At 37.5% G+C, this 22,134-nt stretch carries 20 protein-coding genes; 10 read left to right on the top strand and 10 right to left on the bottom strand.

Annotated features, from left to right (window positions below):
- Window positions 1-603 (bottom strand): hypothetical protein (locus tag P4L16_05715; protein ID MDR3624618.1); only part of this gene is annotated, 603 nt, incomplete at its 3' end.
- A 179-nt stretch (window positions 604-782) separates the two neighbouring features.
- Between P4L16_05715 and P4L16_05710 the strand changes: the two genes are divergently transcribed.
- The gene (locus tag P4L16_05710) at window positions 783-1,937 is read left to right on the top strand and encodes an ATP-binding protein (GenBank protein ID MDR3624617.1); all 1,155 of its coding nucleotides are present in this window, start codon (window positions 783-785) and stop codon (window positions 1,935-1,937) included.
- A 46-nt stretch (window positions 1,938-1,983) separates the two neighbouring features.
- On the opposite strand, the gene P4L16_05705 is transcribed toward P4L16_05710, so the two are convergent.
- From P4L16_05705 to P4L16_05670, 8 genes are read right to left on the bottom strand one after another with little or no spacing between them, the layout of a single operon-like run.
- Complete coding sequence (locus P4L16_05705) at window positions 1,984-2,478, bottom strand: hypothetical protein (GenBank protein ID MDR3624616.1); 495 nt, start codon at window positions 2,476-2,478, stop codon at window positions 1,984-1,986.
- The gene (locus tag P4L16_05700; protein MDR3624615.1) at window positions 2,478-2,900 is read right to left on the bottom strand and encodes an ATP synthase subunit C; all 423 of its coding nucleotides are present in this window, start codon (window positions 2,898-2,900) and stop codon (window positions 2,478-2,480) included. The genes P4L16_05705 and P4L16_05700 overlap by 1 nt, the downstream gene beginning before the upstream one ends.
- Window positions 2,901-2,919: 19 nt before the next feature.
- Window positions 2,920-4,854: a V-type ATPase 116kDa subunit family protein gene (locus P4L16_05695; protein MDR3624614.1), complete on the bottom strand. Its 1,935-nt coding sequence runs from the start codon at window positions 4,852-4,854 to the stop codon at window positions 2,920-2,922.
- On the bottom strand, window positions 4,851-5,480 hold the full coding sequence (locus P4L16_05690; GenBank protein MDR3624613.1) for a V-type ATP synthase subunit D: 630 nt from the start codon (window positions 5,478-5,480) through the stop codon (window positions 4,851-4,853). Before P4L16_05690 ends, P4L16_05695 begins: the two co-directional genes overlap by 4 nt.
- Before the next feature lie 13 nt (window positions 5,481-5,493).
- Entirely contained in the window at window positions 5,494-6,801 is a 1,308-nt protein-coding gene (locus P4L16_05685; GenBank protein MDR3624612.1) for a V-type ATP synthase subunit B, read from the bottom strand.
- Window positions 6,801-8,633, bottom strand: a complete 1,833-nt coding sequence (locus P4L16_05680) for a V-type ATP synthase subunit A (GenBank protein ID MDR3624611.1) — start codon at window positions 8,631-8,633, stop codon at window positions 6,801-6,803. The genes P4L16_05685 and P4L16_05680 overlap by 1 nt, the downstream gene beginning before the upstream one ends.
- Window positions 8,630-9,433 (bottom strand): DUF2764 family protein, encoded by an 804-nt coding sequence (locus P4L16_05675; GenBank protein MDR3624610.1) that lies wholly within the window; start codon window positions 9,431-9,433, stop codon window positions 8,630-8,632. The genes P4L16_05680 and P4L16_05675 overlap by 4 nt, the downstream gene beginning before the upstream one ends.
- A gap of 7 nt (window positions 9,434-9,440) precedes the next feature.
- Window positions 9,441-10,070 carry a hypothetical protein gene (locus tag P4L16_05670; protein ID MDR3624609.1) on the bottom strand — a complete coding sequence of 210 codons (630 nt, stop codon included), beginning with the start codon at window positions 10,068-10,070 and terminating at the stop codon, window positions 9,441-9,443.
- Window positions 10,071-10,205: 135 nt separating this feature from the next.
- On the opposite strand from P4L16_05670, the gene P4L16_05665 reads away from it, so the two are divergent.
- The 8 genes from P4L16_05665 to P4L16_05630 all read left to right on the top strand — a co-directional run bounded on the left by P4L16_05665 (window position 10,206) and on the right by P4L16_05630 (window position 17,159).
- Window positions 10,206-10,784, top strand: coding sequence for a hypothetical protein (locus P4L16_05665; GenBank protein ID MDR3624608.1), 579 nt, complete (start codon window positions 10,206-10,208; stop codon window positions 10,782-10,784).
- A 16-nt stretch (window positions 10,785-10,800) separates the two neighbouring features.
- Window positions 10,801-11,106 carry a hypothetical protein gene (locus P4L16_05660; GenBank protein MDR3624607.1) on the top strand — a complete coding sequence of 102 codons (306 nt, stop codon included), beginning with the start codon at window positions 10,801-10,803 and terminating at the stop codon, window positions 11,104-11,106.
- A 22-nt stretch (window positions 11,107-11,128) separates the two neighbouring features.
- On the top strand, window positions 11,129-12,262 hold the full coding sequence (locus P4L16_05655) for a CofH family radical SAM protein (GenBank protein ID MDR3624606.1): 1,134 nt from the start codon (window positions 11,129-11,131) through the stop codon (window positions 12,260-12,262).
- A gap of 3 nt (window positions 12,263-12,265) precedes the next feature.
- Window positions 12,266-13,045, top strand: coding sequence for a menaquinone biosynthesis protein (locus P4L16_05650; protein MDR3624605.1), 780 nt, complete (start codon window positions 12,266-12,268; stop codon window positions 13,043-13,045).
- On the top strand, window positions 13,035-13,745 hold the full coding sequence (gene ubiE / locus P4L16_05645; protein ID MDR3624604.1) for a bifunctional demethylmenaquinone methyltransferase/2-methoxy-6-polyprenyl-1,4-benzoquinol methylase UbiE: 711 nt from the start codon (window positions 13,035-13,037) through the stop codon (window positions 13,743-13,745). Before P4L16_05650 ends, ubiE begins: the two co-directional genes overlap by 11 nt.
- Window positions 13,746-13,756: 11 nt before the next feature.
- Complete coding sequence (locus tag P4L16_05640) at window positions 13,757-15,436, top strand: HEAT repeat domain-containing protein (GenBank protein ID MDR3624603.1); 1,680 nt, start codon at window positions 13,757-13,759, stop codon at window positions 15,434-15,436.
- Between the two features lie 65 nt (window positions 15,437-15,501).
- A complete protein-coding gene (locus P4L16_05635) occupies window positions 15,502-16,287 on the top strand; it encodes a hypothetical protein (protein MDR3624602.1) in 786 nt (261 codons plus the stop codon).
- Window positions 16,288-16,355: 68 nt separating this feature from the next.
- Entirely contained in the window at window positions 16,356-17,159 is an 804-nt protein-coding gene (locus tag P4L16_05630; protein ID MDR3624601.1) for a hypothetical protein, read from the top strand.
- Here P4L16_05630 and P4L16_05625 read toward each other — a convergent pair.
- The gene (locus P4L16_05625; protein ID MDR3624600.1) at window positions 17,156-17,326 is read right to left on the bottom strand and encodes a hypothetical protein; all 171 of its coding nucleotides are present in this window, start codon (window positions 17,324-17,326) and stop codon (window positions 17,156-17,158) included. The two genes, P4L16_05630 and P4L16_05625, sit on opposite strands and share 4 nt — an antisense overlap.
- 215 nt (window positions 17,327-17,541) lie before the next feature.
- Here P4L16_05625 and P4L16_05620 point away from each other — a divergent pair, with 215 nt between their 5' ends.
- On the top strand, window positions 17,542-21,864 hold the full coding sequence (locus tag P4L16_05620; protein MDR3624599.1) for a hypothetical protein: 4,323 nt from the start codon (window positions 17,542-17,544) through the stop codon (window positions 21,862-21,864).
- Window positions 21,865-22,134 lie beyond the last annotated feature (270 nt).

Genomic DNA, 22,134 nt, shown 5'->3' with positions numbered 1-22,134 from the left:
TTTGGCAATATCTGCAATCTTTCTTCCAACAGGTACTAAGATATAATCATGCAACCATTTGGCAATTATTTTGATCTTCTCTCCAACAGGAACTAACACAGTATCATAAATCCATTTAGGAAATGTGACAAAAATAGCTTTGGCAACATCTGCAATCTTTCTTCCAACAGGTATTAGGATATTGTCGTGTAACCAATTGGCAATTATTTTGATCTTCTCTCCAACAGGAACTAACACAGTATCATAAATCCACTTAGGAAATGTGACAAAAACAGCTTTGGCAATATCTGCAATCTTTCTTCCAACAGGTACTAAGATATAATCATGCAACCATTTGGCAATTATTTTGATCTTCTCTCCAACAGGAACTAACACAGCATCATGCACCCACTTTGCAAGAAAAGGAACGCCATCTCGAATTAAGTAGTACCCACTTACTGGAATTGCAAGAAAAATAGAAGCTACAACAATACCAACTTTCTTGCTATTTGAGCTTTCATTCCAAATCTGCTGAAAAGTTTTGCTTTTTACATCCCCATTTAGAGGATTAAATAGTGGATTATTCAATAAAGCTTGCGAATTATTTTCAGGTACTAACAACATAATTTAATTCCTTGTTTCTTATTATTTAAAAAATGATTATAGATTAATATTATTAAGATTGAATTAATTTATACTACATGTATTTAAGACAACTTTACTGCAAAAATAAAGTCTCACTTTATTTTTGCTTGAATAAAACGTAAGTATGTGATAGTCTAAGCTTTAAACAAGGTTTTTTTATGTATATCCATAGAGCCATTGAACCTCTTCTTAAGGAAGCAATCTCTCAGTTTCCAGCCGTACTCGTTACAGGCCCAAGGCAAGCTGGAAAATCTACACTACTTCAAAATACTCTTAAAAATTACAATTATGTTACACTCGACGATCCACTACTTCGAAAGATTGCAAATGATGATCCCGAATTATTTTTAAGTTCACATCCTGTTCCCCTAATCATCGATGAAATCCAATATGCCCCTTCTCTTTTTTCATACTTAAAACTTGCAATCGATGCAAAACGCTGCGAAAATGGCCGCTTTGTGCTTACTGGCTCTCAAACTTTTCAGGTAATGAAAGGTGTTTCTGAATCTTTAGCAGGACGTATTGCTATTTTACAACTCTATCCTTTTAATTGGACAGAGATTAATGTTCCTGCATTAGATACCCAGGCATGTACAAAACAGATCGTCCAAGGCTTCTATCCACAGTTTTTTTCAGGGTCTATAATTAATTGGAACCTCTGGTTTGGCTCTTATATTTCTACCTATCTAGAAAGAGATGTTCGCAATATTAAAGCAATTACTGACCTTGGAAGATTTCAAACTTTTATTTCTTTACTTGCAGCTCGAGCAGGCAAAATATTCAATATCGCAGAAATTTCTAAAGAATGTGGTATTTCACAACCTACAGCAAAAGATTGGATAAGCATATTAGAGTCTACATACATTATTTTTCTTCTAAAACCATTCCACAATAACTTAAGTAAAAGGCTTCTCAAATCTCCTAAAATCTATTTTGTAGATACGGGCCTACTTTGCTTTCTTCTTGGCATTGATAATGAAGAGCGCTTGCTTAAATCTTCCGAAGGGGGACATATTTTTGAAAATATGGTCATAGCGGACGTTTTAAAGAAAACTGCTTATATGGCAAAACGCACTGAACTCTTCTTTTACCGTACTGCAAGTGGTGTAGAAGTAGACCTTATCATAAAGGAAAAAGACACTCTAAGTGCCTTTGAAATCAAATTTGCAAAATCTCTTTCAAGAGAAATGGCAAAATCTCTTCAAATATTTCTTAAAGAACATCTCGTTCAAAAGGCCTCTGTCCTATCCCTTCAAGAAAAAACTATAATGCTTGCCGAAAACATTACCGCTGAGCATTGGTCTTCTTTATAATTTGCATATACACAAACAAGTTCAAAAATTGATTCCCGAACTTATTTTACGTATAATCCTCTTCCGTCGAAATCCAGTCGACCCAATTACGCACCTTCCAGGTGGCCTTTAATAAGTTGCCCTCGAAAAGCTCTACCTTATATGTCAATACACCCTCTGTCCTCTTATACTCTTCATTTAATATTCTATAACGAAGAGCTCCACATGCGCCAGAAACAGGTATTTCTACCTGCTCAAAGCAGTGTGTACCCGTGATATAAGAAATTACAACTCTATATTGAGGTGTACAAGATGTGCCCATAGTGCTCCAAACAATGACAAATTGCTGGCCACAATAATGACCACAGCGATCTGGGTCTGGAGTATCCACCACAGAACTTGCTAAATACTCAAGAGAAAGCGCCTCTAGTCTAACGTATAAAGGAGCACTCCTAGCACATGACAAAAGGGTATCCATCGTCATTAGCGATCCCTTCTTATCTCTTGCACAGCCAGATAAAACAACCGCAAGTGTCAATAAAAGTACAAGTAAAGCATTCATTAGAACAGCATGAGCGCAAATACAAAGGCAAATAGAGCAAAAGACTCAATAATACCAATAGCAGCCCAGCACTTACCATATACTGCAGGTTGCCTTGCAGATGCTTGAATACCCGTTGCACACACTTTTCCCTGAAAAACAGAAGATGCAAACATAACAGCACCAGCTGCAGTGCCAATAGCAATAGCAGAAAGGGGAGAAAGCGTTCCTGCAATAATTGCATTTCTCATGAGCAACATGAGAATAAATCCATAAATAGACTGAGAAGAAGGAGCCGCAGACATTCCCAGAAACTTACCATGTCCCTCTTCAACCCTTGCCATCACAGCATGGCAGGCAGCGCCTGCAATACTACAACCCACGCAGCTGCCAAAGCTACTTATACCAAGTGCCATAGCTGGCCCAACCATATCATAACTCATTTCTTAATTCTCCTAAGTTTTAATTTTTTTCACGTGTCAATTTTAAGGGCTTAAACAATCTACCACCACCCTCAAAGGAATAGTGATACCATTCTAGAAAATTAAGACGAAGCCCGTGAATCACGCCGCCCATAATACTAATTCCCATATTCACAGTATGGCCTGCGATAATGATAAGTGTTCCAAAAACAATGCCTGTATTTGCAGCTAAACCATTAAAAGTATCAGCCATCATCATGCCCGCAAGGCCCAAAGCATAAAGACGTAAATAAGAGAGTACGTCACAAAAAATCTGAATAAAGACTGTAAACTCTAATATACCACCCAATCTTTTATGAATCACTGCCAATACCAAAGCAAGCCCAATTCCTCCATAAAGCATGCGCAATCCCTCTTGCTCAGAAGGTCCAAGGGGCACACCCAAGGCATAATGAATGAGCGATGTTGCGTGCAGCACATGGGGAAAATAAAGATAGGCACCAACCATAAAGATAACCCAGCCAGCACCTGCCCAACTGCGCCTCAAATTTCTTAAAAAAGAGGATATTACATGTAATGTCCCAATGATGAGCGCAAATTCAAACAAAATTGTCCCTGAAAAGCTATCTCTGATGGGGTATTCTACCTTCTTAGGGTCCGCAGGAGATGGCTTTTCAATATCTAGAAATGCTTTTGGACTTGTAACGTGTGCCAAACCTGGATAAGCACGCACCCATTCCTTATAAACCTCATCTTGATGCTCCATATGGTAAGCTGCTTTTTTTTCTGCAAGATAGTCGATAATAGACACTTTTCTGATAGGATTGTCTACTGATACCTCTATTCCAAAAAAGGAAGTTGTAAGAATACCCCAAATCACACATGCCGAAGAGATCATGATAGAAAGCTTTATTACTCTCTTACCAAAGCTACTTACTTTTGGAAACTTGTAATAAAGGAAAAGAGAGATAAGCAAAAATATAAAGCCGTAGCCAGCATCATTGATGATAATTGCAAAAAAGAAAATAAACGAGTAGAGAACCCACAAAGAAGGGTCATGATCCGTAATGGATGGAGTGTCATAGATGTTGACAAGGTCTTCTCCAATTTTTGCGCTATTCTTATTTTCTAAGTTAGTCGGAATAACATCTTTCTCTTCAATAACAATCTGTTCATTATAGACACTTAGATCCGAACAAAGCTCTTGCACCTTTGGAATGGATGTAAGAGAAACCCAAGCAGTTACAACAAATAATTTACCCTCTATAGGAACTTCTGTGCACTCTTTTGCTTTTTTAAGGTGGACAAGATCAAGACGCTCAATTAATTCTTTATGTAAAAATCGGTTGTATTGAGAATAATTCTTAAGCTCTTGCTCGTATAGGTGAGTCTGACTTTTTACAGCCTCCAAATCAGCATGAAGGGTATTTAGAGACTTATCAATTTTAATCTCGATCATCCCCTCATAGTTTTTTAACTCATCAGTGCTATAATCAATGGCAATAAAGTATTCCAAGCCATTTTCGGCTCCAATATCTATCAAGTTCTTATCGCATGGCTTATCTACCTTACTTTGAGCTCTGCAGAAAAATCTAACCTCATACTTCCCTTCTTTTTTAATAAAAGCTAAATCTTCTAAAGAAAATTCGCCGAAAATATTGTTTCTTGTAATAGTAACTTCTAGGCGACGCATCTCTTCATTGAGTTTAAGGATATCTGTATGTAGCGCCAAAATACGTTCTACAGCAGGCATAGCTACTTGACTTGGCATCCCCTCAAGCTGAGGCAGTAATGCAAACCCACGAAGAATTTTAATTGCAGCAAGAAATTTATGAACTTCTGCATCATTGACAAGGTCTTTTGAGCCCTTAGGATTAATAAATTCAATAAGGCCTTGTTCTTGAGCTGCTGCAAAGAAGCGATCTTTTTCTTTTTCAACACCTACAAATAGAATTTTTACGACATCTACTCTCATGGAATTTCACCTGCCAAAGCTTTTTTCCTTCTTGCTTCAATCTTTGTTTTGGCAACTTTTGCCCTTGCAACCGCTGCAAGTTGCTGATCTCCAAGAAACACTTTGATAACTTTAATATTTTCTAAGGCTTTTGGTATCATTACTTTTTCAAATAAGTTCACTCGGATTGCAACCTCTCGAAGTTCTTTTTCAATAGCAGCCTTTTTCTCCTCGGCAATTAAAATTTTAGCTTCAAGCTCCATCATGGCACGCAACTTAGCAACTATCGCATCTAGCCAGGCAGGCGCTTCAAACAGACTATATGTAGCTTTTTCAAAATCCATCCCCTCATAACGTGGTATTTCTACACCTGCTATATTCTCATAACTCTTCTTAATACCAGAGGATTTTACAAGCTCTTTGGGCTCAATACCCAAATCTTTTAAAAGTAAAAAACTAAACGCATTAATCTCTTTTCTTGCCTCATCAAAGGGTTGCATCAGCAAAACGATTTCTGCTCTTACCTCACTTGCTTGTACCTGCAGCATTGCTTTTTTTAGTTGCAGTGTTGGCAGATACTTTTGAAGTTGGGCAAGCTTTACTTGTTGATCTCGCAATTCATTTTTTGTGAACCTAATTCCTACCACAAGAAACGCCCCTTCAAGAAACTTTTTCCGGCCAATATTTATCTACATAGGCCTGCTTAACACCTACTTCATCTTTGCTAAAGCATTCTGCAAGCGTCTGCCATCCAAGATTAAGAGATTCTTCTATCGTATAATTAACTTCCAAATCCATCATACGATCTTCAAAAAGTTTTGAATAGTGAAGTAACTTTTCATCCCAACGAGAAAGCTTAAAACCCATACTTTGCCGCTCACGCGCCTTTTTCGATTCGGCATAAAGACGGATCATGTTATTTGCAATGTCACCATGATCTTCTCGAGTAACTTTTCCAATAACCTGTTGCTTTAAGCGAGAAAGTGATCCAAAAGGATCGATTCTTCCACCATTTAAATAAAACTGTCCTTCTGTAATGTAGCCTGTATTATCAGGAACTGGGTGGGTTACATCATTACCTGGCATCGTTGTCACGCTAATAATCGTAATAGAGCCACTACCATCGATGTCTACGGCCTTCTCATAACGAGATGCAAGATCGGAATACAAAGAACCCGGATAACCTCTATTCGATGGCACCTGGTCCATTGTGATTGCAATTTCTTTAATGGCATCTGCAAAGGCTGTCATATCTGTCAATAGCACAAGAACGTTTTTATCTTTTACAGCAAAGTGCTCAGCGCAAGCAAGAGCCATATCTGGCGCAAGCAAGCACTCAACTGCAGGATCTGTTGCCCTATGAATAAACATGATCGTCTTGTCCATAGTACCAGACTCTTCAGCATTATCAATAAAGGCTCTGTAATCTGCAAATGTAAGACCCATGCCCGCGATGATGACAATGTCAGCATCTGTTTGGTTGGCAATGCGCATAAGCAGTGCGTTGTAGGGCTCTCCAGGAATAGAAAAGATAGGAATTTTTTGCGATTTAACCAGACAGTTAAACATATCGATCATAGGTATATTCGTTCTTACCATCTGCTTTGGAATGATACGTTTAACAGGATTAAAAGAGGGTGTTGCCACATTAATTGCCTCGCCTACAATTTCTGGACCCGAGTCAATAGGCCTTCCAGAGCCATTCAAACGTCTTCCAAGCAAATCATCTCCAAAAGTTACTTGCATCTCGTGCTGCAAAAAGGTAACATGATCTCCTGTTGATATCCCCCTTGTTCCACCAAATACTTGAAGCGTTGCCTGGTCTCCTTCAATACGAAGGACAGAAGCATAAGTGCTTTTTCCACTCTGTAAATCGATCCTTGCAAGCTCTCCCAAGGAAACACCTTCTGCAGTAACGGTAATTAAGTTACCTCGCATATCGTTGATACGGTCATGAACTTTTTTCATTACACCCTCTTTGCTTTTTCATCGATTTTATGTTTTGCAAGTTCAAGTGCTTCTTCTATTGCAGCAAACTCTTGAAAATATTTTTCTGACTCAAAAGGTGTGAAATTCATATTCTTAATTTGGTTTTGCAATGTTAAAAAATAACTACGCGCCTCATCATGCGTTTTCATATGAAATTCGATCTCAAAAATCTTACTGATCAATGAGAAAAGAGGGATCTGCCTCTTTAAGGGACAATAAGCATCTTCCTTATCAAAGGCATTTTGCTGTAAATAGCTAAAATCATAAAGCTCTGCTTTTAGATAAACCATCATATCATGAAGAGAAGTTCCCTCTTCACCAACAACTTCCATGCGTTTGCCAATCTCTCTTCCGCTAACGAGGATACGTTGTGCTTTTTTTACCCTATCACCCCAACCATCCACATCAGCATTTAGCACTTCACTAACAAGGCCTACATATTTAGACCAAGAAATCAGTGGATCAATTGCAGGATAACGCCTCGAGTCCGAACGTTCTCTAGAAAGGCCTAAAAAGGCCCCTACAACTGCAAGGGTTGCCTGCGTAACGGGTTCTTCAAAATTACCACCCGCTGGAGAAACTGCGCCGCATATTGTAACCGATCCAAGTCCTTGATTTTTTAGAGCAACAACGCCTGCCCTTTCATAAAACTCAGCTATACGAGAGGCAAGATATGCAGGAAATGCCTCGTCACCAGGAATCTCTTCTAAACGCCCAGACATCTCACGAAGTGCTTGAGCCCATCTAGAGGTAGAATCTGCAAGCAACAAGACATCTAAGCCCATTTGTCTATAATATTCTGCTATAGTAATACCTAAATATACAGAAGATTCTCTTGCAGCAACTGGCATAGAAGATGTGTTGCAAATAATTACTGTGCGCTTCATGAGAAGCTCACCTGTATGAGGGTCTGTTAGGTGGGGAAACTCTCTTAATGTTTCAACAACTTCTCCTGCTCTCTCACCACAGGCTGCAATAATCACAATATCTACTGATGAATATTTGGAAAGATGCTGTTGCAACACAGTTTTTCCAGCGCCAAAGGGACCAGGAGTGCAGAAGGTACCCCCCTTCATAACGGGAAACTGCGTATCGATGATTCTACTGCCCGTATCCATCATCTTGGACACCTTTACCTTTTCGCCCTCCATAAGAGATGTCTTAATCGGCCACTTCTGAATCATGGTAAATGCATGCTCTTTACCCTCCTCATCAACAGCTTTTGCAACAACCTCGTCAACTGTATAAGAGCCCTGTCCTATCACCCATGTAATTTTATAGGAACCATGAAGCCTGAAAGGAACCATAATTTGATGACGAAAAACACCCTCAAGAGTGGATCCTAAGCTATCACCCCTCATAACAACATCACCTAACTGAATACAGGGCATATAGTCCCAATGCCTTTTTCTATCAATTGCAGGAAGATAAACACCTCTTGGTAAGAATAACCCAGCAACATCAGCTACATGCTCTAAAGGATTTTGTAGCCCATCTACAATAGAAGAGAGCAACCCTGGGCCAAGCTCTGCCTCTAAAAGATCTCGTGCAAAACGCACAGGAGCATTCAATTTCACGCCCCTCGTATCTTCAAACACCTGTATCTTTACTTCATCGCCTACAATTTCAATGACCTCTGCTTTTAATTCGCAATTGCCAACGGACACAAATCCCACTTCACCTTGTCGAACATTGCCTACAAACTTTACCTGTAATAGATTTCCAAAAGCTTTTACAACTCTGCCTGTCGCAAAAGAGCTATCCTGAGTACTCGTTTTTATTTGACGCGTTATATCTAACGATGCATTCATGCTGATTCCTTCACTGTGCTTATCATCTTATCCACTACTTTGCTACCCTCTTCAAGCAAACTGCCAGAGCGCACTTCTTGCCATGCCTCTACAATTGCAAGTTGAACCATGTATGCCAGCTGGGCATCTATTCCAAAGGGATTATCTCCCTTCATGGCCTCAATTCGATTGAATCTAAATTCTAATAAATCTTTAAATAGCTCTAATGGGGAAGACTTATTTTTTATAAAAATTAATTTAAGCTCCTCATAACCATCAGGCGCCTCAAACTCCTTAGCATCCTTCTGAGCAATTACAAAAGCTACACTTGAATCGAGAGGATCCTCAAACTGAAGCTCTTCAATAATATCTCGTCTTTCAAGTTTGGAGCGAAAACCGGCGAGTATTAGACGCGACTGCCTTTCAAATGTCAAATACTCTTTAACAAAAAAAGAATCAGCTCTTGCAATTTCTTCTTGAAAATAACTTGCAATAAGAGATAAAAAGGCGTGCACTCTCTTTTCTGTTGTGTCATAAGTTTGCAAAAAATCTAAAACATAGTCTGGCAATCCAACACCTGTCACCATTGCAACTTCTAATTCTTCCTTACTGTAAAAGCCCTTATCATCAATGGGCTTTTCAAGCCATAAGGCGCGCAAGTTATAAAGATCTATATAAAATTGCAAAGCCCTCATCCTAGCATAGTCTTGAGCTGCCAAATTAATGTAAAAAAAAGCTTTTAACTCCGAAAACGAAATTTCCGGAGGCTCTCTTAATTGTAAAGGAGGGCATAAATTTGTTAAAAAATAATAATTTCTCATCAATTCCTTATTGCCATTTAAAAAGCCACTGCCGAAATTCTTTTCGTAAATGTTTTTCTACAATTGTTAAAACATCTTTATTAGAAAGTACAATTTTCATCTGTTTATCATGTAATTGAAGCTCTACACCGCCTGCTAAACCACCAACAACCACGCTCTTTTCTTTAAGTCTTTGCAAGAGGTCTTGTTTCAATAAAGCATTAATACTTTCAGGAGACACTTTTTGTGGAATTAGGGCAGAAAAGTCTGCGCTCAATCCCTCTTTTTGGATGGCTTCAATAATAACTGTAATTAATTTTACAATAATGTTTGGATCAACCATCTCTTTAGTGATGTGTTGAAATAAACAATCATTGAAAAGCTCCTGTTCAATTTTCTGCCTTAGCGCCTCTACACTTTGTTTTGAAGCCTCTTTTAAGGAGGACTGAAAAACTTCCCTCTCTTTTTGAATGGATGCCTTTGCAGCTAAAACTAATTCTTCAGCTTTTTTTTGCGCTTGCAAGACAATTTGATGCGCCTCTTCTTTTGCACTACTAATGATACCTTCTGCTTCTTCTTTTGCTGGCTCTAGCGTCTCATGCCTCAAAAGATCACAGATTTGTTGAATTTTATCTTTACCTTTTTCTAACATTTGCATAACTTCGTGGATCTCCCTAAATCTTTCCCCATAGTTATCAAGCTTTTAGCAAATTTTTTCAAGGTCGTTTTTCAGTATCTAAAAAACAATTCTTGAACTTGTTTATGCATATAAGCTATAAGGTGAGTTTTTAACTTGCACGTGCAGCCTATGTATATTATCCCATCTCTTTTGCTCTTCACACTAGCTTCTTGTCACTTATTATTTGCAAATAATACTCAAGCAACCTCTACAGAATCTTTTAAAACGCAAGAAGAACTTCTTAAACAACCAGGTGCTTGCCACTTTGATGTACCAAAGGGCTGGGAAATGGTCGACCCTAAGGTGCTACTTCCAGAAGTTAAAGTCATGGTAAAGGGCAAAGCTCTCAAAGCAAACCACTTACCACCCTCTATCAATTTAGCTCTTGAAGAGACTTCTCTTTCATTAGAAGAATACTTAGATGCTATCAAGGTCATGAATACTCCTGATCGCAATAGAAAGTGGTCTCGAATGGGCTCGATACACACAAAAGCAGGAGATATGGCTCTTACTCAACTTGATCTTACAAGTAAGTGGGGCGATGTAAGAATGATTCAGGCTTTAATGATTAAAAATTGTGTCGCTTACGTAATTACAGCCACCTCCCAGCTGAGTGAATTTTCACAATTTAGCAAAGAGTTCTTTTCTGCTATTCGCTCTTTTGGCATAAATCCAACTAAGCAACTTGAATAACTATAAAGGTATATACATGAAAATAACTACATGGATAGCACTGATACTTGCACTCTTCTCATTTACCTGCAAAGGATTTACTCAAGGTATTATGACCAATGCAAACCCCAGTTTTTTCCAAGAAGATGGAGGCGTTGGAAGACCTCATCCTGTAAGACCTCCCCCAAGAGAAAATGGCAGATATGGCGCAGCCCTTGCATCAAGAGCTGGTTTCCATACAGGAATTACAACAGCTGCAATTGTTGCAGGCGTCGTCGTTGCAACTATTGTGACCGTTGCAGCTCTCTTATTATCAACAGGTGGCACACAACACTCTCATTAAACATAAAACCAACGAGTTTATAATGAACACAACTTGTGCAATACATAGCTCAGATGAGCTTCTAGACTCTATGCCAACGGAAGATCTTACCACTATTGCAAAAAAAGTTCTGGATAATAAAAGACTCTCCTTCGAAGAGGGCTTATATCTTCTAAACTATGAAGAAGATGCTCCAATTTTTCTTTTAGCTGACTATGCAAGAAAAAAAATATGTGGTGATACGGTCTATTTTGCGTCCACTCTGTTTGTTCACCCAACTAATCTATGTGAGCTTTCTTGTCCTATGTGTTCTTTCTATGCAAAACCTGGTTGGAAAAGTGCATGGTTTTTAACTCCAGAACAAATTGAAAATAAAATTAAAGAAAACCTTTCCAGCGAGCTTACAGAAATACACGTTGTAGGTGGCCTATGGAGGGAATGCAACTTAGATTACTACCAAGAGCTCTTTACTCGCATCAAAACAATTGATCCTAATTTACATATTAAAGCACTTACGCCCGTAGAATATGATTTCCTTGCAAGATTACATGATATCAGCGTTGAAGAGGTCTTTTCTCGCATGATGAGCTGGGGTCTTGGCTCACTTCCAGGAGGAGGAGCTGAAATCTTAGTAGAAGCAATAAGAAAACAAATAGCCCCTCAAAAGATTACCTCCGAGCGGTATTTAGAAATTCATCGAATTGCTCACTCTCAAGGATTAAGATCAAATATTACCATGCTTTTTGGACATGTCGAAGAGAATATTGATATCATTACCCATCTTTGCAGGGTACGCGCCTTGCAAGATGAAACAAGAGGCTTTCAAACCTTTATCCCTCTCAAATACCACGATGAAAATAATGCTCTTGGAAAGCGAAAGGGAAGGCTCAAAGAAAAAAACATGAAAAGAGTTTATGCTCTCTCTCGCCTTATGCTCGACAACATTCGTAACTTAAAAGTACTTTGGAACTATGTTGGGGTAAAAGATGCACAAGAGATCTTAGCTTGTGGTGCTAACGATTTTGCATCTACGTCGCTTGAAGAAAAAATTATCATTATGGCAGGTGGTGTAAAAGTTAAAATGACAAAAGAGCTTATCTCTAAGTTTATTGAAGAGGCAGGGCGCGTCCCTAAAGAGATCCATTCTGGCTTTGATTACACAGAAGAAGATCGTTAACTCATGCTTCGTTTAGGCTGTATTAATTACATTAACACATTACCCCTCTTTGCTGCTATCTTGCATGGTCATGTAAAACTCTCAGATGTAAAAATAACGCTCGCTCCTCCAGCAAAACTTAACCAAATGCTACTTCAAGATGACTTAGATATATCTTTGATCAGCAGTATTGAGTTTTTAAAAAATAGAGATCATCTTCAACATGTCTTTCCCTTTGGAATCGCTGCAAAACAAGCTGTACAAAGCGTTCTCTTATTTCACAGGGAACCAATTAAGCTTCTAAACAAAAAAAAAGTTGCCCTAACAGAAGAGAGCGCAACCTCTGTTGCTCTTTTAAAAATCCTCTGTAAACACTACTGGAAATGCACTCCCTACTTTGAAATAATCGATCCAAACATCCCTATAGAAACTTATGATGCTTATCTACTTATCGGTGACAAGGCCTTGTTAGCAAGACAAGAAACCTCCTTTCAAATGACCGATCTTGCGAACGCATGGTTTCAATTTACTGATCTCTTCATGCCCTTTGGTATACTCGCAGCAAAAAAAACTCTTTCGAAAGAGATCCTATCAAAATGTAAACTTGCTCTATATGAATCACTAAAATGGGGACAAGAGCACGTAAACGAAGTTATCTTACTTGCTACAAATCAGCTCTACCCAGGCTCTACCCAAAAAAACGATTTAAAAATACGGATATCAAATTATTTTGATCTTCTAACCTTCATCTTTAACAAAAAAGAACTCGCAGGACTGGAAAAATTTGCAACCTATGTACGATAAAAACGCACCTACAACAATCCAAACAATGTTTGACTCCATTGCTCCCTCTTATGATAGAGCAAACCAAATACTATCCTTTGGTATGCACTCATTTTGGAATAGATCTCTTGTACGACATCTAAAACAAAAAAAGCCTGCTAAAGTCTTCTTAGATTTATGCTCTGGAACGGGTGAAATTGCATTTGCTTATCTAAAAAACCTTCAAAGCCCACCTAAAACCTATTTATTAGACTTTTCTGCTTCCATGCTCGCTATTGCTAAAGAGAAAGCAAAAAAACTCAAAACAACACGTCATCTTCACTATATTCAAGGCGATGCAGAAAAAATCAACCTTAAATCAGATAGTGTCGACCACATTTCTATGGCTTATGGCATCCGCAACATTAAAAACCCCAATAAATGCATCAAAGAGGCTTTTAGAGTTTTAAAAAATGGAGGACGCCTTGGAATATTAGAGCTTACACGTCCAAAAAATGGACTTATTCGTATGCTACATTCTTGCTACCTCAAAGGCTTTCTTCCTATTATAGGAAAATATGTAACCTCAAATAAAAATGCCTACAATTATTTATCCTCAAGTATCGCATCTTTCTTAAGCCCCTCAGAACTAGAAAAAATTCTCAAAGAAACAGGCTTCGCAAAAATTGAAACCATTCCTTTACTTGGAGGCATTGCTACGTTGCTAATTGCTTCAAAATAGCTCAGAATATTATGTATAAATATCTAGTCCTCATAATTTACCTTTTAAGCTTTTCTTCTCTTGAAGCGCAAAAGTGCTATAATTTAAAATCTCTAAAGGCTGAAATTTTATATAAAACACGAGCTGGTAACCTCAAAGGTGCAATAGACGTCTACAAAACCTATAGATCGCAAATAGATGGAGATGACTTTGAACTTTTACAGCAAATTGCTTTTACAACACTTGAACAAGGTTATCGCTCTAAAGATCCTCAGGAGCAATTTTTAGCGATCTATGGTGCTGGAATGGCAAGATCTTCTCGGATGCTCTATATTTTTGAGCGTGGCCTTAGCAATGAAGACCCCAAAATTCAACTGGCTTCTCTCTACTTTCTAAACGATTTACATGATGATAGGGCTGATGAATTGGTCAAAAAAGCTATGAGCTCAAACTATGTTGTAATACGCTTAGAAGCTGCAAAGATGCTTGCTGCAAAAAAAGATCTCAATGCAGCTTTGCAAATTGAGGGGCTCATGTGCAAATTAGACCCCGTGCTTCTACCCTTATTTCCTCCTCTCTTTGCTCTTGCAGGAGATACTTATTCTACAATTATGCTTAAAAAATTCTTGTCCGATCCCAACCCAGAACTGCGCCTTGCAACTATCTTATCCATCATTGACTACAAACGAGATGATTTGTTGCCAAGGCTCCGTACACTTGCAATCCACGGTAATCATGAAGAGCAAGAAGCCGCATCTTTTGCTCTTGGAGAGCTAAAAGATAGAGGTTCTTTGAAAATACTCGAAACTCAGAGCAAATGTAACAAAGAATCTGTAAGGCTTGCAGCCCTTCTTTCCTTGTATAAATTAGGAGATATAAAAGTTATAGACTGCATAGCAAAGCTTGCACTTCAAGGAAATATTTTTGCAATTTCTGCTCTTGGCAACCTTCCTGAAACGGAAGAATTACTCTTTTTGCTCTCAAAAAATGCAAACATTACTGTTCGCTTTAATGCAGCTCTTGCTCTTTTGCAAAAAAGAGATGCTAGGTGCACGCAAGTTCTTTTAGAAATTCTTTTAAAAGACTCAAAAGACCTTGCAGTTATTGAGTACCCCTCTCCTGGTTTTGTCATGAGCGCCTGGAGAGTTGTACATTCAGCAAGTGCTCGTGTTGATCCTACCTCCCAAGAAGCAGAAATACTTACTACTACAAAAGATAAAATACTCTCTGCAACCATAGATCTTCCAACAGAAGACTTTTTTAAACTAGCAGCTATCTTATTAGACACGAATGATCCAGAACTTGTTCCCACATTGATTAGCCTTATAGAGAGTTTAAAGAGCACACAAGCAACAGAATTTCTTGTAAAGGAATTGCAAAGAGCAGGAGCTCCTCTTCTTCGCTCTTACTGTAATCTTGCCCTATTTCGCTTGAGAGAACCTGGCCCTTACGCCGAATATGTTAGAGCTTGGGTTAAAGAACTTAGGAATATTGACTTAATCACTTTTCGCCCTTTCATGCCAAGAACAAGAGGTGAAAGTAGTTATGCCCTGACTCCAGGAGAAACCTCTAGACTATTTGTAGAGGCACTAACAGCCCTTTCAAATCAAAAAGATCCAGAAGCAATCGATGCCCTTCTTACTGCCATAAGTGGTGGCTATCCAAGTAATCGCTATGCTCTTGCAGGACTCCTAATTCGTGCAACGGAATAATACTTTGCAACTAATTTATACTTTTATCTATAATAACCCGTTAACTTTAAAAATTAAGGTTGTTAATGGCTATAGAAATAGACTATTCGAGAAGAAGTCAACAAGAGATCCCTCTTAACCAAACGCAAAGCTCTCACAATGACCCCTCTCCTTTGAATAAAACCATCTCTCTCGTTGCAAATCATACTCTCTCAAATGCAACGACTATTAGTACAACGGCAAAACCCCAGCTTCGTAACAGAGTCAAATTTGCAGCTTACCTAACAGCTTTTGTCACCCTTTTACCACTTACTCTTTGGGCAACTATTGCTTATGCAGTTTACAAAATTACAATAAAAGCAAAGTCACTACCTAACGTAGAAAAAGCCAAAGCATTTTGGGTCGATATATGGAAACAAACTCAAGCTCCCAATAAAAATCAAAAACTTTCTAATTTGGGGCTAACCCACTCAGAACAAGTGCTTATACAGATAATAAGCACTTACACAAACACGCCTGAATTATTTTGCGAATTTTTAAAAGGAGCCTACCTTCATTTTGCCGATGATGGCCAATGTTACGAAACGCTTGCACGTGAGACAAATAAACATAAGCGCTTCTCTTCGCATAAGAGCTTAAGCCAGCAATATGCAATAAGAGGACACTTTGTAAAAGAAGCTCTCTTTGGAACAATCAAATGCGGTAATAGAGTGCATTCATGGATCCAACTAGAAAGAGTGCCCTTAAGTATACGTCCAGCTCATTTTGCAGGTCACTTTATCCATTATATGGAACACTTACAATCAGGGCTAAACATAGGTCCTTACGGTACTTCAGTGCATACTGACAATCAACCTCTTCTTTTAAAATAATCTTTATAATTAATTAACGTCAAAGATTTACAATTAGCCTACATAAAAACAAATGTAGAGATCTATCTATGACAATAAATTCTATAGAGAATAATAGTTCAAATACAACGACCGATAATCTTAAAATTACAGATAACACCCTTTCTTCGGTCGATAAAACAATTATTGCTATTGCACAAGAAAAATCGCAAGAGTCATCCCCCATCATCACAAAAGCTAAGCCTCGCCTTCTCAATAAAATAAAATATGCAGCCTATCTTACAGGTTTTATCACCTTTCTTCCCTTAAGCATTTGGGTAACTATAGCTTATTTTATTCATAAAATTTTTGTAGGAACAAACTCTCTACCCACTGTAGTAGAAAACAAAGAATTTTGGCTTGATGTATGGGAGCAAATAAAATCTACTGACTCACTCGAGCCTCATGCACCCATCATTGGACTAAACAAGGAAGAAAATGATCTCTTTCATACGGTAAAGCATTACATAGAAACACCAGAACAATTCTGTGAATTTTTAAAAGGAGCCCATCTATGCTTCGATGATGGGGGTAAATGCTATCAAACACTTTGTAATGAGACAAATAAACACACACGCATCTCCTCTCATAAAAGTTCAAATCAACAATACTCAATCAGAGGAGACATTGTAAAAGAAGCTCTCTTTGGAACAATTATAATTGATGGCAAAACATGTTCTTGGATCCAATTGGAAAAAGATCCTGCTAACAAAAATCCCATCTGCCTTGCTGATCACTTTATAAGCTACATGAAGCACCTGAGAACAGGAAAAAACATAGGTCCTTATGGCACTTCGGCACATACAGACGCTCAGCCGCTCCTCTTATCCGAGCAACTAGCAGTAGTGTCCTAAAAATCGGAACCCATCCGCTTATCTCTTGCCTCTAACCTTATAAAAACAGTACCAGAATTCCACTCTTCGAGCGTTATGTGCTCTTCACTATAAAAGGCTCGTCGCTTAAAGGGCTGCTTTACTATTTTTTTGTGGGTATTTTTTTTTCTAATCACTGACCTTTTCATAAACCACCTCCTTGCCTCATTATGATTTAAAATTATTTATATTTCAAGTCATTATAATCATGCCTCTTTGTTTATTTATAAATTAGAATAAGCGTATACTAGAGTACATTAAAAATTTAATTTTATAGATTTTAATGACAAAAAAATAGCAAAGAAATAGAATAGGGTTTTACTTTAAATTAGATATAATAAAAAATAAATACGAGAAGATCAAAATGAGTAGTAATATTGGAACAAGTAGTTCTTCGTTGCCCGTAGATAAGAACTACACAACACAACAGTTTGCATTAAACGTTAACAATCCCATCACCGAACAAGCTCTCAAAGCCCTTGGTATTATTATTGAGAGACGAAAAGAAAATTCCGTTGATCTACGGTTTCCCAAAGAGATCTCCATAATAACTACTAAAAATCAAGCTTCCTCCTCAGGAAAAACCTCATTGACAATTAATCACAGCGTACTTGGAATTCTTGGGAAAATCGAAAATGACACTACACAAAATCAAAATGCTGTACTAACTCCAGAATACGATTTAGACAGCTTGCATGAAAAGTACAACTGGTCTGATGATTTTTTTAGTCTTATCAAAAAAAAGGGTATAAACACAACCAAAGTCAATATAGTCTGGTATTGGCTAATAGATTATTATGAAACCAATCCAACTCTTAAACTACCACCTGAATGGAAGAAAGATCTTTTTATGATGCTTGCTAATGCCTATAATTGGGGTCTTAGTTCAGCAGAACAAGTCAACTTATCGCCTGAAGGAAGTCCATCAGCACTTACTCTCTTGGACTCGTTTGAAGAAAATATAGTAAAAACTATTCAGCAGCATATTGAAAACCCTCCCTTTACATTATCAGATTTTAATTCCTGTATTGCAAACCGGTTAATAGAGCTTGATCTATCAGAATTTCAAAGAGAAAGTGCAGAAAGGATCATTCTTTCTTTTGTAGAAGAAGATAACCTAGTACTTGGCTCTACAAAAATATCTATAGACAGACCTACTTTAGTTGCTCAAATTGAAGAACAATGGCAAGTTCAGCAAGGCATAAAATACACCTTCTTGGCAGAAGAAGAAAAAGAAATCAAGGGCATACAAGAAAAACTAGACGCGCTAAAAGAGCAACCAACAAGCAAATTGAAAACAACAAAAGCAAGCAATCTCTTTAAAGAATCCTTAAAGATTCAAGCGTTTCAAGAACTTGCTTGCTGCCTGTTATTAACAAATCCTGTTGGATTGAGAGAGATTTCAGAAAGCTCTCCCCAGCTTACAGAATGGCACATAGAGGCACTAAAGACAATTTTACATATACCTCTCAATAAACCCCTCCCACAACTCATACAAAATTATGCAAAAAAATTAATTCAAGAGAATCTCTTAAAAGGCGATTTATCTACAATTAAAAAAATCACCATAGTACATGAAGCAGTTTTTAACAATTATAAAATTATTAGCGACTATTTAGATGGTGATATTTCATCCTCTCAAGAACAGTTAAAATCAATTATCATTAAAAAAGAAGGTATTGAAGAATCTGACATCGAGTGGTTGTGGGTTCATGTTATTGCAAAGTATATATCCCCAATAGACTCTGAAACGGATTCGGAGGAAGTAACAAGCGCAATTAGAGTAGATTGTCTATTAAATAATATTCAACAAACGCCTGTAGCGACAATACATCCATTCCAAATCAATTTAAGCTTATCTGAAGAGCCTTCCTATTCGTCTACAAACATATCTACAAGCTCTTTTTCTTTAGTACAACCTATAAGAACTACTTTAGAAGAACGAGCAAACTCTATGATCGACTCATTTTTTTCAATCAAAGCTGCTCGGTCGGGTGCGCCTTGCAGTTGCCAAGATGTTGCGAGAATTTTCAAATTTTTTAGCGAAAAGAAATTAAGCCAGCAAAAGCTATTACAAGCTTATCTTTCTTTTATGGCTAATTCTCCTAATAGCTACGTTAAAAAAGAAGGAACATGCAAATGGGAAAAAGATATACAATATCTTACTAATATAGGCGCTTTTAAAGAATTAACTTCAGAAGATCAAGAGATTTTGAGTCTAGCACAAACCACAATGTTAAAATCTTCGACACCAGAATCTGTTCCACCTTCAGTACCATCTCCAGAAGAAGCTTCTTTAGTAGATTATTCCTTACTTAACACATTTACAACCTACATCCAAGAGGGGGTCGATCGCGTTTTCAAAGAGGCCTTAGAAACAGCCTCTGATCCTAACAATCCTTTGGATCCTCTAGAGATAGATCTCTTAAAAGAAGTCATAGATACTGAGGCAGATTCCATACAAGATTTTCTTAAAAACTATAAAAAAGGCTGGGATTTCGATGTAAATAATTATGAAGTACGCCATACAGCACTTATAGAAATGCTTTGTACTTATCTATTACAATATGAAAAGAAAGGTCATTTTAGTAAAAATCAAGAAAAAATAGCTATTGAAGCTCTCTCCTTTCTATTACTTTATTTGGAGGTCGAAAAGAACCCTAAGTCTATTAATGACTTAATGCAGGCGCAAGCTATATACAGAGAGACTTTAGAAAGAATACTCGGAAATGTATCACGAATGATTTTCAAAGAACATTGGAATGATCTTTTTGTTGACCAAATAGAGCTCAATCGCTTTATAGAAAATCGTATTGACTGTCTTATGGCTATAATAAACTTTCCAGAAATACAAACTCGTCTACCACTTGCCACCATTATAACCAAGTTAGCTGAACAAGAAAACTTATCCCCTGAAGATGCTTTAGGTAAATGGATTTCTGAGTTTAAGTTGGAAATGGTTAAAAATCATAGAACTCTTAATCAAATTTTTGATGACTTATGCAAGCGTCTTCTTAACAAAGAGTTAATGCCAATTTCGATAGAAGCTGCCAGAGACATCTTGATAGACAAGAGTAACGTATCAGCAGACGACATTAAAATGTTTTTTCAACCCTCTCTTCCTATGCCAAAACCCCATTCATGGGAAGAATACGTATTGGATACTAAAGCAATCATTGCTCGGATGCGCTATCTGCAAATATACACGCAGGGGAGCAGTGCACCTGAACAGCTCGTTCCCACTATTCACGAACAAGCACTCGCAAATCTTGCTTGTTGCCTATTGCTAAAAAATAATGTTGGATTCGAGGGGACTTCAGCAGATTCTTCCGATCTTCCGCCTCAGCATGTAACTGCATTAAAATCAATTTTAGAAATACCTGATACAGATCCCCTTCCAAAAGCAGTATCAGAGTATGCTATTGAATTAATTCGAAGCTCCTATAATGAGATAAGAAACACTTCTTCAACCAACCTAACATTTTCAGAAGTTGCAACAGCATTTGCTATAAACCAGGCAATTTTTCATAACCCTAGAATTGTGTCTAGCTATTTGATAGATGGGGATATTGATGTTTCTGTCAAATTATTAAAAGATGCTCTAGGAATGAGAGAGAGTGAGATGGATCCGTTGTGGAGAAAAGCCATTGCTAAATATACTGCGTTAGATAGAGAAAGTTTTGCTGACTTATCAGAAGCAGTAAGCAAGACAAGAGTGCTATGCCTAAACTTTTTTAAGAGTGATTCAGAAATTATTAGCGCAATCAAATTATACTTCTCACCAGAAGCTGCTTTGCTAGGTGCTCCTAGCAATATCGATGACATAGAATTCATTTTTATTACGTTGGCACAACTAGGTTACATTAATCAACAATCTAATACACCATTCGAAGAAGCCTTGTTAGATGCTTATCTATCACATCTCATTTTATCTTCTGATTCCTATGAGCTCAATGCAGATTCAACTTATAAATGGCAAACTAGCATAAGAACGCTCTTTCAATACATTTGCCCTAAAAGTATAGCTTCATTAAAAGGAATAAAGCTTGCCATGGTGCTAGGTGCACTTCCTTCTGCACGGCAAGCTCTTATCAAAGACGCATTACAAGATAAACTGGGCACAGATTGGGAAGCATTTAAGGAGGTATTCGATATAATGCTGTTGTATCCTCTATCTAGGCCTGGAGATATATATAAATTTAATCATAACACAAATCAATGGGAAATAAACTCTATACCTCCTGAACAATCTAAGGCATTAGTAAACTATTTATGGGACTCTGATAAAAGTGCTTTTTTATTAGCCATTTACAAGAGTAACAGCGAACTTATAACCTTTTTACAATCTGTATGGATTGACATCCAAATACAAAAAAAACAGATCGATAAAACGGCCTTACTTTTACAGGCAGAAGAAAGATACTCTGACAGGCTAAAAGAGATTTCAGAAGAGCCTGACTTCACTGATGAAGATAAGGAATTTCTAATCCGAAAAGAAATGCTGGGTTCAGAAGAACATGTTCATAAAGAATACCTTAGACAAACGGTTTTAACACAATCGTGTGAAGCATTGAAAAAAAAGAAGGTTTTAAGAGAATTGTTGAGTGAGTATCATCCCGATCGAAGTAAGGAGTCAAGTAGGTTGGCCAACGCAATTTCTACGGCACTCCGAACTCTTTTACCTTAATAAACGCGGGTTTTGGATAAGAATTTTCTTGTAACGTATTTATACATAATATGTTAATTCTTTATTTTTGGTCTAATATTCCACAAATATGGGCTGACTATAACTTTGAAGAACGGCCTCATAATAAATTAACGCCAGCTCGATTTTCAACTATCTGCTAATCAATAACTTGAATAGTTAAAACACGGAGACGCGGAGACACGGAGACTTATAATTTATCATTTATGATGCGTTCTACACCGTTTTTTACTTGTTTATTGCCAAAATTAA

Source organism: Chlamydiales bacterium, assembly GCA_031292375.1.
In the GTDB taxonomy this organism is placed as follows: Bacteria; Chlamydiota; Chlamydiia; order Chlamydiales; family VFKH01; genus JARLHF01.
The sequence above is the reverse complement of the archived record's forward strand: the minus strand, read 5'-3'. Positions and strand labels throughout refer to the sequence as shown.

Coding starts and splice junctions, on each gene's coding strand:
- P4L16_05710 (MDR3624617.1), top strand. CDS start 783: ATGTATATCCATAGAGCCATTGAACCTCTTCTTAAGGAAGCAATCTCT.
- P4L16_05675 (MDR3624610.1), bottom strand. CDS start 9,433: ATGAGAAATTATTATTTTTTAACAAATTTATGCCCTCCTTTACAATTA.
- P4L16_05670 (MDR3624609.1), bottom strand. CDS start 10,070: ATGCAAATGTTAGAAAAAGGTAAAGATAAAATTCAACAAATCTGTGAT.
- P4L16_05630 (MDR3624601.1), top strand. CDS start 16,356: ATGACAATAAATTCTATAGAGAATAATAGTTCAAATACAACGACCGAT.
- P4L16_05685 (MDR3624612.1), bottom strand. CDS start 6,801: ATGAAAAAAGTTCATGACCGTATCAACGATATGCGAGGTAACTTAATT.
- P4L16_05695 (MDR3624614.1), bottom strand. CDS start 4,854: ATGAGAGTAGATGTCGTAAAAATTCTATTTGTAGGTGTTGAAAAAGAA.
- P4L16_05640 (MDR3624603.1), top strand. CDS start 13,757: ATGTATAAATATCTAGTCCTCATAATTTACCTTTTAAGCTTTTCTTCT.
- P4L16_05700 (MDR3624615.1), bottom strand. CDS start 2,900: ATGAGTTATGATATGGTTGGGCCAGCTATGGCACTTGGTATAAGTAGC.
- P4L16_05650 (MDR3624605.1), top strand. CDS start 12,266: ATGCTTCGTTTAGGCTGTATTAATTACATTAACACATTACCCCTCTTT.
- P4L16_05680 (MDR3624611.1), bottom strand. CDS start 8,633: ATGAATGCATCGTTAGATATAACGCGTCAAATAAAAACGAGTACTCAG.
- P4L16_05620 (MDR3624599.1), top strand. CDS start 17,542: ATGAGTAGTAATATTGGAACAAGTAGTTCTTCGTTGCCCGTAGATAAG.
- P4L16_05705 (MDR3624616.1), bottom strand. CDS start 2,478: ATGAATGCTTTACTTGTACTTTTATTGACACTTGCGGTTGTTTTATCT.
- P4L16_05635 (MDR3624602.1), top strand. CDS start 15,502: ATGGCTATAGAAATAGACTATTCGAGAAGAAGTCAACAAGAGATCCCT.
- P4L16_05660 (MDR3624607.1), top strand. CDS start 10,801: ATGAAAATAACTACATGGATAGCACTGATACTTGCACTCTTCTCATTT.
- P4L16_05625 (MDR3624600.1), bottom strand. CDS start 17,326: ATGAAAAGGTCAGTGATTAGAAAAAAAAATACCCACAAAAAAATAGTA.
- ubiE (MDR3624604.1), top strand. CDS start 13,035: ATGTACGATAAAAACGCACCTACAACAATCCAAACAATGTTTGACTCC.
- P4L16_05655 (MDR3624606.1), top strand. CDS start 11,129: ATGAACACAACTTGTGCAATACATAGCTCAGATGAGCTTCTAGACTCT.